The 13,037-nt window shown below is 65.1% G+C and carries 10 protein-coding genes; 3 read left to right on the plus strand and 7 right to left on the minus strand.

The window, feature by feature from the left end; genetic code table 11:
* Window positions 1-62: 62 nt before the first annotated feature.
* The 7 genes from DUPY_RS08945 to DUPY_RS08975 form a co-directional block, all read right to left on the minus strand.
* Entirely contained in the window at window positions 63-716 is a 654-nt protein-coding gene (locus DUPY_RS08945; RefSeq protein ID WP_070247472.1) for a VTT domain-containing protein, read from the minus strand.
* A 101-nt stretch (window positions 717-817) separates the two neighbouring features.
* Window positions 818-2,308, minus strand: a complete 1,491-nt coding sequence (locus DUPY_RS08950; RefSeq protein WP_070247473.1) for an alanine/glycine:cation symporter family protein — start codon at window positions 2,306-2,308, stop codon at window positions 818-820.
* A 233-nt stretch (window positions 2,309-2,541) separates the two neighbouring features.
* Window positions 2,542-4,149, minus strand: a complete 1,608-nt coding sequence (gene treA, locus DUPY_RS08955) for an alpha,alpha-trehalase TreA (protein WP_071651607.1) — start codon at window positions 4,147-4,149, stop codon at window positions 2,542-2,544.
* 102 nt (window positions 4,150-4,251) lie between these two features.
* Complete coding sequence (locus DUPY_RS08960) at window positions 4,252-5,985, minus strand: glycoside hydrolase family 9 protein (protein ID WP_070247474.1); 1,734 nt, start codon at window positions 5,983-5,985, stop codon at window positions 4,252-4,254.
* A gap of 20 nt (window positions 5,986-6,005) precedes the next feature.
* Entirely contained in the window at window positions 6,006-7,433 is a 1,428-nt protein-coding gene (locus tag DUPY_RS08965) for a S41 family peptidase (protein WP_167359054.1), read from the minus strand.
* Between the two features lie 137 nt (window positions 7,434-7,570).
* The gene (locus tag DUPY_RS08970; protein WP_070247476.1) at window positions 7,571-8,290 is read right to left on the minus strand and encodes an anti-sigma factor; all 720 of its coding nucleotides are present in this window, start codon (window positions 8,288-8,290) and stop codon (window positions 7,571-7,573) included.
* Entirely contained in the window at window positions 8,287-8,880 is a 594-nt protein-coding gene (locus DUPY_RS08975) for a sigma-70 family RNA polymerase sigma factor (protein ID WP_070247477.1), read from the minus strand. Before DUPY_RS08975 ends, DUPY_RS08970 begins: the two co-directional genes overlap by 4 nt.
* Window positions 8,881-9,057: 177 nt before the next feature.
* On the opposite strand from DUPY_RS08975, the gene DUPY_RS08980 reads away from it, so the two are divergent.
* The 3 genes from DUPY_RS08980 (at window position 9,058) to DUPY_RS08990 (ending at window position 12,996) form a co-directional block, all read left to right on the plus strand.
* On the plus strand, window positions 9,058-11,085 hold the full coding sequence (locus DUPY_RS08980) for a TonB-dependent receptor (RefSeq protein WP_070247478.1): 2,028 nt from the start codon (window positions 9,058-9,060) through the stop codon (window positions 11,083-11,085).
* Window positions 11,086-11,224: 139 nt separating this feature from the next.
* Window positions 11,225-12,739, plus strand: coding sequence for a DUF4331 domain-containing protein (locus DUPY_RS08985; RefSeq protein ID WP_070247479.1), 1,515 nt, complete (start codon window positions 11,225-11,227; stop codon window positions 12,737-12,739).
* The gene (locus DUPY_RS08990) at window positions 12,736-12,996 is read left to right on the plus strand and encodes a hypothetical protein (RefSeq protein ID WP_229255297.1); all 261 of its coding nucleotides are present in this window, start codon (window positions 12,736-12,738) and stop codon (window positions 12,994-12,996) included. The genes DUPY_RS08985 and DUPY_RS08990 overlap by 4 nt, the downstream gene beginning before the upstream one ends.
* Window positions 12,997-13,037: the final 41 nt, after the last annotated feature.

Consider the following 13,037-nt stretch of genomic DNA (forward strand, 5'->3'; position numbering starts at 1 on the left):
CCTCAAAAAACCTACTGCGCGACCCGCTACGGTTTTTCGAGGTCCCCATAAATCAACCAGTATCAGGCCTTGCTGGACCGGTTGCCCAGCGAACGCAACCAGGCGATGATGCCCGGCAGGATGGACAGGAACACGATGCCCAGCACGACGATGGTGAGGTTGTTGCTCACCCACGGGATGTTACCGAACAGGTAGCCCGCCAACAGCAAACTGCCTACCCACACCAGGCCGCCGACGACGTTGTACATGAAGAACACGCGGGCCGGCATCGAACCGAGGGCCGCGACGAACGGCGCGAGCGTGCGCACGATCGGCACGAAGCGGGCCAGGATGATGGTCTTGCCGCCATGACGCTCGAAGAACTGTTGCGTCAGCGCGATGTGCTCGGCTTTCAGGAACGGGATGCGCGATGTATCGACTGCCTTGCGCCGCACGTAGGTGCCGATGGCGAAGTTGAGCGCATCGCCGGTGATGGCGGCAGTCAGCAGCAGGAAGAACAGTATCCACGGATCGAACAAGCCCTTGGCGGCCAGTGCGCCGGCAATGAACAGCAGCGAATCGCCGGGCAGGAAAGGCATGATGACCACGCCGGTTTCGATGAAGATCACAGCGAACAGCAACAGGTAAATCCAGTGGCCGTATGATGCGACCAGTTCGGCCAGATGCACGTCGAGGTGCAGGAACCAGGCGCTCAGCAGGGTCAGAAATTCATGCATTGGTTGTTTCTTTCAGGGCAAGATAAATGGGCAGCCGCCATTCTAATATAGCCCGGGCAATGATAGGGTTTTGTTAAGCCCGGGCATACTTTGTTATCTCCCTATTTGCGCTTGGCCGCGCGCTGCTCCCAGAAAGTGGCGTTCTTGATGCCCAGCTTGACCGGATCGAAGGTGATCGGGCCGCCAGCCTTGAGCTGCTTCTCGTAATCACGCAGGCAGACGATGGTCGGGCGCGAGATGAAAAAGATGATCAGGATGCCGATGATGTTGATCCACGCCATCATGCCCACGCCGATATCGCCGAGGTTCCAGATATAGCCGGCGCTGTTGATGGTGCCAAACACCACCATCGCCATGATCAGCAGCTTGACCACCACCAGCGGCACGCTGCGCTTGAAGTACTGGTTCAGGTAAGCGACATTGGTCTCGGCGATGTAGTAGTACGCAACGATAGTGGTAAAGGCGAAGAAGAACAGCGCCAGCGCCACGAACACCGGGCCGAAACTGCCGAACGTGCTTTGCAGCGCCATTTGCGTGAACGCCGCCGAACCGATCTCGGTATTGGCCGGCAGGTGCTGGACCAGGAACTGGCCGTCGGGCAGCGTGCCCTGGACGTTGTACTGGTTAGTGATCAAGATCATCAGCGCGGTGGCGGTGCAGACCAGCAAGGTATCGACATAGATCGAGAATGCCTGCACCAGGCCCTGTTGCGACGGGTGCTCGGTTTCGGCAGCAGCTGCCGCGTGGGTGCCGGTACCCTGCCCCGCTTCGTTCGAGTACACGCCGCGCTTGACGCCCCAGCCAATTGCTGCGCCCATGCCGGCCTGGGCCGAGAATGCATCCGAGAAGATCAGCTGGAAAATGCCTGGCAGCTTGTCGATATTCATGCCGATGACAATCAGCGCCAGCACGATGTAACCGAAGGCCATGAACGGCACCACGTACTCGGCAAACTGGGCAATGCGCTTGATGCCGCCGAAAATGATCACGCCCAGCACCAGCAGGATCACCGCCAGGCCGGCCAGCTTGTGGGTGCCAACGCTGCCCATGAAGGTGTTGACCATGGTGCCGTCGCCGAAGATCTGGGTGACCGCGTTACCGACCGCGTTGGCTTGCACGCCGGGCAGGAAGATGCCGCAGGAAATCACGGCCGAGACGGCAAACAGCGCACCGAGCCACGGCCAGCCGAGGCAGCGCGTGAAGAAGTAGGCGGAGCCGCCACGGTACTGGCCGTTTTCTTCGACCTTGTAGAGCTGGCCCAGCGTCGATTCGGCATAGGCCGTGCTGGCGCCGAGGAAGGCGACCGCCCACATCCAGAACACCGCGCCAGGACCGCCGAAACCGATGGCGGCGGCCACGCCGGCGATATTGCCCACGCCTACCCGGCCGGACAACGACACGGCCAGGGCCTGGAACGACGAGATGCCGGAATCGTTGTCACGCTTCTTGAACAGCAGGCGCAGCATTTCGGTAAACAGGCGCACCTGCACGAAACGGGTCTGGATCGAATAGAACAGGCCGGCGCCAAGGCACAGGTAAATCAGCGCGGGACTCCAGATCACGCCATTCAAACTACTGATAAAAGCTTCCATCGATTTTTTCCTTGCATCGGTACGGGGTCTGGATAAGTGCGCGCGTCCTGGGTAAGGATGCGGCTACAAGCCGGGGCATTGTGCGGCAGGCAGCACCAGATTGCAACGTTGACGGGCTAATAAATCGGCAGGATAAATCCGGAAACAACAGTGCTCACCAGCAAGGTGCGGCGATGCGCGCCCACGGTGCGGCGCCGTGTGCGCCGCACCATTTTTGACAGCGCCGGCGCCGGTCAGTGCGCCAGGTCCGGGTAGCGCTCGAGCAGCGCGCTGGTCACGCCGTTGGTCCAGCCGAAGCCGTCCTGGGTCGGATACTCGCCCCCGCCGCCGCTCTTGCGTTCCTCGACGTCGTACTTTTCCAGCAGCTTGCCGGTCTGCACCCAGGTGCGGTGCACGGTGGCCACCCAGCGCTTGGCGATTTCGCGCGCCAGCGGTTCATGGCCGTAGCGCGCCAGGCCATCGATGGCAATCCATTGCAGCGGCGCCCAGCCGTTGGGGGCATCCCACTGCTGGCCGGTGCGCAGCAAGGTGGTACGCAGGCCGCCTTCGGCCAGCAGTTGCTGCTGCGTGGTCTCGGCTACCGCTGCTGCTTGCGCCGGCGTGGCGATGCCGACCCACAGCGGATAATAGGTGGCCGCGCTCAATACCCTGGTGGGCCGCTGCTGGCGCAGGTCGTAGTCGGCATAGCGTTTTTCGGCGGCCACCCAGAACAGCTTCTGGATGGCTGCTGCGCGCGTGGCCTTGACCTGGTTGAACTGTTTGGCGCAGGCCAAATCACGCGCAGCTTCGCAGCGGCGCGCCACTTCGCCTTCCAGCTGGTACAGCAGGCTGTTGAGGTCCACCGGCGCAATCGACGTGGTGTGCACGGTGGCCAGGCGCTGCGGATCGTCCTGCCAGCGCGACGAAAAGTCCCAGCCGCTTTCGGCCGCCGCGCGCAGGTCGCGGAACAGCGCCGGCTTGGCACGATCAGTATCGCGGGCGGTGTCGAGATCGGGCTGGGTGGCCTCGTCGCGCGGCGTGTCTTTCGCATCCCAATAGCGGTTGAGGATGGTGCCGTCGGCCAGGCGCACCACGTGTTCGCAGGCGCCCTGCCCGGCTTTGGGCAGGCACGCCGCGCCGCGCATCCAGTAATCGTGTTCGCGCTTGAGCGCGGCCAGCAGGCGCGCATCGGCCTTGGCGTCAGACTTGCTCACCCCGAGCGGTTTCAATTGCGCCATCGCCGCAAAAAACGGCGGCTGCGAGCGGCTCAGGTAATAGCTGCGGGTGCCGTTGGGGATGTGGCCGTAACGTTCGACCAGGCTCTGAAAACCGACGATCATCGAATCGACCAGGTCGCTGCGATGGTCGGCTTGCAGGCCCAGCATGGTGAAGTACGAGTCCCAATAATAAATCTCGCGGAAGCGCCCTCCCGGCACCACGTAGTTGGCCGGCAGCGGCAAGGCCGACGACCACTTGGGTGGGTCGAGCGGCGGCCGCGTGAGCACCGGCCACAGCGAGGCGATGTGCTGGCGCAGCGTGATCGTCGCTGGCGCCGGCAGGTCGAAATGACGTTCGACGAACGCTTGCAGCGCGGCCTTGTCCTGCGGCTGCTCTTTCTGATATTGCGCCAGGATCTGTTGCGGATCGGACTTGGGCACGGCGTCGGCAAAGGTCTTGGCATCCGGGTAGATATGGGCGGTTTGCACGGCCTGGTACAGGGGGCCGAACAGCTGCTGCGGGGTGGGCACATCCTGCGCCGCGGTGGGCGCCGGCTGCAGCTGCGCCGTGGCGGGGGTGGCGGCCGCCAGCATCAATATGCCGGCCAACAGCAGTGCGCCATTTGGTCGCTCGATTGCTCTCATCGTGTCTCCTGTCGTGGCGCGCAACAGGTGGCGCGCTTGCGGACTCGATAGTACCGCAAGCGGAAAATCCGCCTTGCACCAATGGCGGCGACGAGGCAGCGACTACTGCCCCGGCGCCGGCGTCAACGCCTGCAACGCCGCCGACACGTACACCAGCGGCGCGTTCCAGTTGATGGCGACTTCGTTGCTGGCGTAGGAGCATTCGTCGTCGAGGTAGGCGCGGGCCGGCAGTGCCGATGGATATTGCGCTTTGCAGTTTTTTTGATCTTCGCGGCCCGGCTGCGGGCCGCCCACCACGAAGCCCGGCACTGGTGCGGCAATGCCGTCCGCTTCCGACGGCCGGTGGTGCGGGTGCTGCGCCGAGCGGGCGCCGAAGCCGGTGACGAACGAGATATCGACCGCGTTGCGGCCCATGATGGCATCGAAGTTGGCCTGCGCCACGTCGAGGTAGGCACGCTTGCCGGTGAGGCGATAGGCGCTGGCCAGCACCATGGCCTGGTTCAGCACCACCGCGTTGCTGCCCCAGACGTAGTCGGAAGTCTGCATGGCATAGCCATACGCGGAGCGCTGCCGGGCGGCGGCCAGCTGACCAGCCAGGGTGTCTATGCGGCTGGCGATCAGGGCCTGGTCGGCCACCGCATTCAAGTGCTGGCGGTGGCGCGCCAGCGACAGCCAGGCCAGGCCACCGACCTCGCCCCACGAAGGCACGGTGGCGTTCAGGGAAGGCGCCTGCATGGCCTGGTAATAGGCGGGGTCGCCGGTGGTGATGAACAGTTCGGCGGCGGCCCAGCCGAATTCGTCACGCAGATCCTTGTCGCCATACTCGCCGGTCTTGATGTCGTCCGGCTGCTGGTAGTACGCGGCGGGGTTGGCATTGGCCCAGCGCCACGCCTGTTCGGCAGCGGTGCGCATGCGCGCGGCCATGCCGGGCAGCTGCTTGTCGAACGGCGCCAGCACCCGGCTGGCGGTGGCCATCGTGGCGGCAAAGTCGAGCGCGGCGGCGGTGGTCTTTTGCACCACGTAGCGCTGCTGGCGGGCGTCGGCCGGCATCACGGCGCCGTCGAATTTTTTATCGGTGAGCTTGTGATACACGCCGCCGTCATTGGGGTCCTGCATGGTGAGCATCCAGGCCAGGTTCCACAGCGTTTCGTTGAGGATGTCGGGAATGCCGTTGCCGCTCTCGGGAATGTTCAGCGCCTGCGACTGGAAGAACGCCGGGAAGTCTTCCCACGCCGCCAGCAAGGTGGAGGTGGCGATGCCCGAGTTGACGATGTACTTGTTGTAGTCGCCGGCATCGTACCAGCCCTTCGGGCTGGCGATGATGGTGCCGGCCGGGCGCGCGGTGGACGCGGCCGAGGCATGCACCATCACGTTGGTATCGGGATGGCCGGCCGCGCGCGCGTAGGCGCCCGCGTGCTTTGCATCGAGCGCGATGCCGGCGCGATTGTAGTAATAGGCGCGCAGCGCGCCCACGTTCAGCGCCTGGTACGCGCCGCGGGCAATCTCGAACGGCAGCGAATCGGGCAAGCCCGCCACGCGCAGCTGGTAGCGGCCCGGCGTGGTCAAGCTAGAAAAGTCGGCCAGCCGCACCGTGTCGCCGGAGTCGGGCGACGCCTTGGCCGCACCGAGCGCGCCTTGCTGCACCACGGCGCCGCTGCCAGCGCGGATCACGCTAAAGGCGGTGGCGCCTGCCGTTGTCCCTGCTGCGGGCACCACGGCCACCTTGGCTGCGCCGGGCAGAAAACCCATTTGATTAAGCTTGATGTCGGCGGCTAGCACGCTGCCAGCGCCCAGGCAGGCGATGGCCGCGGCGAGGTATTTGAGGGAATTTGGCATGAAGTGTCTCCTTGTCGCTGTTATTGTGATGGTAGTGTCTGATGCAGCCAGTCCCGCGCTGCGGCCAGTGCCTGGTCAGGAGCGCTGGCGCCGGCAGGCGCCTGGTCGACGGTCACGTCGGGCAGCACCCTGGGGGCAATGCGCTGGCCTCGGCGGTCCGCCGAGTAGCCGGACGCGATGCCGAGGAAATTGCCGTAGCGGTCGCGCCGGCCGCTGACGATGGTGGTGAAGCCGCCGGACGGCAGGCCGAAACTGCGGGTGCGCGGGCGCCCGTGGAAGGCGATGGCCAGCATTTCGCCGGTGCTCATCGTGCCGGGTCCGAACAGGACCGCCACTGCTTGCCCGGCGCCGTCGAACCACGGCGACTGCGCCGTGAAATAGGTATCCGTCACGCTGGCCGGCAGGTTGATGTCGCCCCACATCCAGCCATCTTGGCGCTGGCCGGCCGCGTCGACAACGTAACCGACCGGGCCCTGGCCCAGCAAGGGACGCAGTGCCGCCACCGCCGGCGCAAGCGTGCCACCCAAGTGGCTGCGCAGGTCGATGATCCACTGGCGAGCGCCCTGCCCGTGCAGCATCACGATGGCGGCGCGCAGGCCGGTCGCATGAGCGGTGCCGGCCGCCATGTCGGCCTCCAGGAAAGTGCGCAGGCGGACCAGGCCTACCTGGCCGTCCAGCAGCGCTGTCTCGAACGGCGGTGGGCCAGCTTGCGCAGTTGCCGGATCGGCCGCTGCCGCCACGGCGGCGTATTCGGCGCTGGTCTGGTACTGCCCGTGCGCCATCACGCCTGCAGCCATGCTGGCCTCCGCCAGCCGGCGCGCCAGCTCTTTCATGGTGCCATCCATGTCACCGACGGCGGCTGCGCCGGTGGCGGCAGTACGCAGCGCGTTCTCCATCTCGCCGAGTTGCAGGCGGTCGGCAAACAGGAACTGGTGGCGCACGCGATCCAGCGCCTCGTCCAGATAGGTCCGGCACTGCTCGCACATCTGGCCCGGTTCAAAGGCGCTATCGCTCACGCGCGCCTGGACGTCGCGGATGGTGACCGACCGCTGCCCTTGCGGCAAATGCGGACTTGAGACGATCAGGTAGGCGCTGGCCGCCTCGCGCGGCACGTACACGCTTGTCTCGAGCCGCTGCTGACCAACCTGGAACGAGGCACCGATGTGCGAGACCGGCTGGCCGCTGGCGGTGAAAGTCGACAGCGTGAACGGGAATGGCATCCCGCCTTCCTGCCCAGGCACGAGCTCGAAGCTCACGTACAACCGCCGGCCGGCCAATGCCGAGGTGTCGGTAAACGCTGCCATCAAGCGAGTGCCGGGGCACCAGGACAGCGAGCGCTGGCTGTAGTCTGACAGCGCCTCATTCTTGCGCGCGCCGCATTCGGTCTCAAGTACCAGGTTGATCGGCACGGACCTGGAGGCCGGCTGGGCAAGGGCAGTTATCGGCATTAGCGCCACAGAAATGAGTGCTACCAACAAGCAATGACGCGACCTAGCAAGCATGGCGACCGATAATGAAAACGATTTCACGATCATCGCTTATTTGCCGGACACAGTCAACAAACTCCCTGGGCGGCAGCTGGACCTCACATGGAACGCACCCAGTTACCCTTGTACAGTATCGGACCGGTAGGCCCGTTCGGATCGCGCGAACCGCCTTTCGGCTCGAGCGACACGGCCAGCAGCGCCACGTCGTCACCGAGTGCGCGTCCCGGCGCGCCCAGCGCCAGCGTGACCTGGCCGGCCGGATCGACCAGACCGAGCGAGCGTGGGTTGCCGGCCTTGGGCACGGCCCACAGTTGCAGCGATTTGTCGCTTGGCACCGGCGCCGCATGCACCACGCGCACCGTCAGTTGCTGCTTGCGGTTGTCGGCGGCCAGCACCAGCACCGGTTGCGCGTGCTCGTCGATCAGCGTGGCCATGTAGTCTACTTGCGGCGCCTGCAGGCTCTGGGTGGCCAGCAGCGCCGCCAGCACCAGCGCCACTGCCGTGGAGGCCAGCGCCAGCGGGCGCCAATTGTAGGCGTGACTCCATGCATCGCTGCGCCAGAACTGCCATGCAGGCGCCGCCGGGCGCAGGCCCAGGCGGCGCTCGATGCCGGTCCAGACCTGCTTGCGCGGCGCCTGGGCGCCGGCAAATTCGGCCAGCGGCGCCAACCGGTCCTGCCACTCGGCAGTGGTGCGGCGCAGCGCGGCGTCGTTGTGCAGATAGCCTTCGAAGCGGCGGCGCGCCCCGCCCTTCAAGGTGCCGAGCGCATATTCGGCAGCGAGTTTTTCGCGCAGCGGCAGGTTGTCGCGCAGGTTCATGTGCGCTCCCCGTTCTCTCTGGCCAGGCAGGCCCTGAGTTTTTCCAGGCTGCGGCGGATCCAGGTCTTGACGGTGCCGATCGGCAGCGCCATCTGCGCCGCCACCTCGCTGTGCGACAGGTCGTGGAAGAATGCCAGCCCCACCACCTGCCGGTGCAGGCCCTCCAGCGCCGACATGCAATAGGCCAGCGCGCGGGCGTCGCGGCTCAGTTGCAACGCTTCGATCGGCGTGGCGCCGGGGTCGTGAAGCGCAGCCATGACATCGGCGGCAAACGGGTCGCCATCGATTTCGGTGTCGTGGTCGGCGCGGCGCAGCAGGTCGAACGCCTTGTTGCGCACGATGGTGGTCATCCACGTCATCGGCGCGGCCAGGTGGCTTTGATAGTGTCCTGCATTATTCCAGATCGCCACAAAGCTCTCCTGTAAGACATCCTCGGCCAGTTCCCGCTTGTTCAATATACGCAGCGCGAAGCCGAACAGTTTCGGCGCCGTGGCGTCGTACAAGGCGCGGAATGCATCGGCATCGCGGCGGGCGGCGCCGGCGAGCCAGAGCCGCAGTTGCTGGGGGTCGGAATGAATGGTGTCTGGCACGATGGGCTTGTCTGTGTGGTGGGGACGAAGTGGATTGAATGTTTGAAGCGACATGAAAATACCACACTGTCCAAAAATACCGCACGAAAGATGAATCCGCTTTCACGAGTGCTGCGTAGAATCGTTTGCACAAAGCAAATAAAGCAGCCGACTTCAGGGGACAGGATGAGATTCAACATGGTAGTGGGTTGGCTGGGTGGGCTGCTGGCCGCGGTGTTTGCGCCGGCCGCCGTCGCCAGCAATGCGGCTGCGACGATTGCGGAAGAGGAACCAGCGCCGCCGCGCGTGACCGTGATGGGCAATTACGACAACGCCGTCGGTACGTCCGATGCGGCCAGCGAAGGCACGGTCACCGCCAGCCTGATCGCCAACCGCCCCGCCCTGCGCACCGGCGAACTGCTCGAATTCGTGCCCGGCATGATCGTCACCCAGCACAGCGGCGACGGCAAGGCCAACCAGTATTTCCTGCGCGGTTTCAACCTCGATCACGGCACCGACTTCGCCACCTATGTCGATGCCATGCCGGTCAATATGCGCAGCAACGCCCACGGCCAGGGCTACTCCGATCTCAACTTCATCATTCCGGAACTGGTGCAGCGCATCGACTACCGCAAGGGTCCCTACTTTGCCGACGAAGGCGACTTCTCGTCGGCCGGTGCGGCGCGACTGGGCCTGGTCGATACGCTGCCGCAGGGCCTGGCCAGCGTCACCCTGGGCAGCTACGGCTACCAGCGCGCGGTGCTGGCCGATTCCTTCAACACCGGCAGCGGCAGGCTGCTGTACGGGGTCGATGCCGGCCGCAACGACGGCCCGTGGGACACGCCGGAAAACGTGCGCAAGGCCAGCGCCCTGCTGCGCTACAGCAGCGGCGACGCCCAGCAGGGCTACAACGTCACGGCCATGGCCTACCGCAACCGCTGGAACGCGACCGACCAGGTGCCGCAGCGCGCGGTGGCGCAAGGCCTGATCGACCGCTATGGCGTAATCGACGCCAGCGACGGCGGCAAGACCGACCGCGCCAGCCTGTCCTGGAATATGCACAGCAAGAGCGCCGATCGCGTGACCGAAGCGGCCGCGTACATCGTCCGTTCGCGCCTGGACCTGTTCAGCAACTTCACCTATTTTTTGAACGATCCGGTCAACGGCGACCAGTTCCAGCAAAGCGAGCGGCGCACCATGACCGGCGCCAACGCCAGCACCGCGTGGCTGGCCAACTGGGGCGGCATCGATGTGCGCAACAAGGTCGGCGTGCAGACGCGCTACGACCATATCTCGCCACTGGGCCTGTACGCCACGGTGGCGCGCGCACGCATAGCCACCGTGCGCGAAGACCGTGTAAACGAAGGCAGCGCCGGCTTCTATGTCGAGAACACCGCCTATTGGCAGCCTACGCTGCGCACCGTGCTCGGTGTACGCCACGATGTCTACCGCTTCGATGTGAACAGCGATAAAGTCACGGCGCACCGCACCTCGCCCAAGCTGGCGGTGATCCTGGGCCCGTGGGCCAGCACCGAGTATTTCATCAACTACGGCGGCGGCTTTCACAGCAACGACGCGCGCGGCGTGGTGCAGGCGGTCGATCCGGCCACGCCGCTGGTGGCCACGCGCGGCGCGGAACTCGGGGTGCGCAGCGAATGGCTGCCCGGCCTGCAAACCTCGCTCTCGCTATGGACCCTGGACATTGACTCGGAACTGGTATTTGCCGGCGACAGCGGGCAGACCGAAGCGAGCCGCCCGAGCCGGCGCCGTGGCGTGGAATGGACCAGCCATTACATCGCCGCGCCATGGCTGCTGTTCGATCTCGACCTGTCGGCCTCGCGTGCGCGCTACCGCCAGGACGACCCGGCCGGCAATTACGTGCCCGAGTCGATCAACAAGGTGGCCTCGTTCGGCGTCACGGTAAAAGACCTGGGCCGCTGGCAGGGCGCGCTGGAAGTGCGCTACTTCGGCCAGCGTCCGCTCTTGGAGGACAACAGCGTGCGCTCGCGCTCCACCACGCTGATGTACGGCCGCATCGGCTACCAGCTCACACCAAGCACCCGCGTCACGCTCGACGGCTTCAATCTTTTGAACCGCAAGGCCAGCGACATCGATTACTACTACGCCTCGCGTCTGCCGGGCGAGCCTGCCGACGGCGTGGACGATAGCCACTTTCACCCGGTGGAGCAGCGCACCGCGCGCCTCACCCTGAACCACCGTTTTTAAAACTATGCAAAAAATAATCATTGAATCTGAATCCGGCGTCTATCGTGCGCCGTATAGGTGTGGGCAGCAACCGCAGTTGTGCAGTTGGTGATGCAGGTAAGCGAAGTTAAATCAAAGGGGATATACAATGCAAACGTTTATGAAACATGCGCTCGGCATGGCAGTACTGGGTACCCTGGCTGGCGCGCTGGCGCCGGCGGCGTTGGCCTCGAGCCACCGCGAAGCACCGTTCGTCACGCAAATGCCGAAAGTGGACGGCGCCGACTTTTACATGTTCCGCAGCTACGAGACGGGCCGCGCCGGCTTCGTCACCCTGATCGCCGACTACGTGCCGCTGCAGGACGCCTATGGCGGCCCGAACTACTTCGCCATGGACCCGAACGCGCTGTACGAAATCCATATCGATAACAACGGCGACGCCAAGGAAGACCTCACCTTCCAGTTCCGCTTCACCAATACCAACAAGGACACCAAGCTGACCATCGGCGGCAAGTCGGTCTCGATCCCGCTGGTGGTCAACGGCGGCGCGATCGCCGGGGCCAACGCTCCCGGCGCCAACGTGCGCGAAACCTACAGCATCAATGTGGTGCGCGGCGACCGCCGCACCGGCACCAAGGCTGCGGTGACCAACACCGCCGGCGCCACCAGCTTCGACAAACCGCTCGACAATATCGGCAACAAGTCGATTCCCGACTACGCCGCGTACGCCGCCGCCCACGTCTACAGCGTCAACATCCCCGGCTGCGCCACCCCGGCGCGCGTGTTCGTCGGCCAGCGCAAGGATCCGTTCGTGGTCAACCTGGGCGAGACCTTCGACCTGGTCAACATCAAGGCCCCGGCAGTGGAATTTGCCGCCAACGCCGAACGCGCCGCCAAGGACGACCTGGCGCAAAAGAACGTGACCTCGATCGAGATGGAAGTGGCCAGCAGCTGCCTGACCGCCGCCAACAGCACCGATCCCGTGATCGGCGGCTGGACCACGGCCAGCGTGCGCCAGGCGCGCGTGCTGAATCCGACCCCGAACAGTGGCACCCCGTCGAAGGAAGGCGGCGCCTGGACCCAGGTGTCGCGCCTGGGCGCACCGCTGGTCAACGAAGTGGTGATCGGCCTGAAGGACAAGGACACCTTCAACGCCAGCAAGCCATCGGGCGACGGCCAGTTTGCCGACTACGTCACCAACCCGACCTTGCCGGCGCTGATCGAAATCCTGTACGGAAGCGCCGGCGCCAAGGCGCCGACCAACTTCCCGCGTAACGACCTGGTGGCCGCTTTCCTCACCGGCGTCAAGGGCCTGAACCAGCCAGCCACCGTCACCGCGTCCGAGATGCTGCGCCTGAACACCTCCACGCCCGCCGTGGCGATGGGCGCGCAGAACCGCCTGGGCGTGATTGGCGGCGACAATGCCGGCTTCCCGAACGGCCGCCGTCCCGGCGACGACGTGGTCGATATCGCCCTGCGTGTTGTGATGGGCAAGCTGTGCACCATCAACCTCGGTTGTCCGCCAGCCGATGCCCCGGCCGGCGCGCTGCGCTTCACCGATGGCGCTTACATCGATGACAGCTTCTTCAACGCCAGCTTCCCGTACCTGAAAACCCCGATCGCCGGTTCGCCACAATCTGCAGCGACCACCACGGCTGCCAGGAGCGCACCATGAAAAAATTGATGGCAGTAATTGGCGCCGCTGCGCTGCTGGCACTGGCCGGCTGCGGCAGCAGCGATGACCGGGCGATCAGCAACACCGGCGGCGGTACCGGGGGCGGCACCACCCCGCCGGTGAGCATGGTCGACAGCTTCTATGCTGCCGTGCTGGCACTGATCGGCGACGGCGCCGAGACCACGACCGAGCCGGTGGCTACCGCCAGCATCGTGGCTACCGCGCCGGAAGACACCGAACCGGTCGCAGTCAAATAAACCGTCGTACTCCAACCGGCGCCAGTCCTGACAGACTGGCG

It is taken from the genome of Duganella phyllosphaerae (genome assembly GCF_001758785.1).
Lineage (GTDB): Bacteria > Pseudomonadota > Gammaproteobacteria > Burkholderiales > Burkholderiaceae_D > Rugamonas > Rugamonas phyllosphaerae.

Excerpts from the sequence above, each read along its gene's own strand:
- DUPY_RS08945 (WP_070247472.1), bottom strand. The coding sequence starts at position 716 with ATGCATGAATTTCTGACCCTGCTGAGCGCCTGGTTCCTGCACCTCGAC.
- DUPY_RS08970 (WP_070247476.1), bottom strand. The coding sequence starts at position 8,290 with ATGAACCTGCGCGACAACCTGCCGCTGCGCGAAAAACTCGCTGCCGAA.
- treA (WP_071651607.1), bottom strand. The coding sequence starts at position 4,149 with ATGAGAGCAATCGAGCGACCAAATGGCGCACTGCTGTTGGCCGGCATA.
- DUPY_RS08965 (WP_167359054.1), bottom strand. The coding sequence starts at position 7,433 with ATGCCGATAACTGCCCTTGCCCAGCCGGCCTCCAGGTCCGTGCCGATC.
- DUPY_RS08980 (WP_070247478.1), top strand. The coding sequence starts at position 9,058 with ATGGTAGTGGGTTGGCTGGGTGGGCTGCTGGCCGCGGTGTTTGCGCCG.
- DUPY_RS08950 (WP_070247473.1), bottom strand. The coding sequence starts at position 2,308 with ATGGAAGCTTTTATCAGTAGTTTGAATGGCGTGATCTGGAGTCCCGCG.
- DUPY_RS08960 (WP_070247474.1), bottom strand. The coding sequence starts at position 5,985 with ATGCCAAATTCCCTCAAATACCTCGCCGCGGCCATCGCCTGCCTGGGC.
- DUPY_RS08990 (WP_229255297.1), top strand. The coding sequence starts at position 12,736 with ATGAAAAAATTGATGGCAGTAATTGGCGCCGCTGCGCTGCTGGCACTG.
- DUPY_RS08985 (WP_070247479.1), top strand. The coding sequence starts at position 11,225 with ATGAAACATGCGCTCGGCATGGCAGTACTGGGTACCCTGGCTGGCGCG.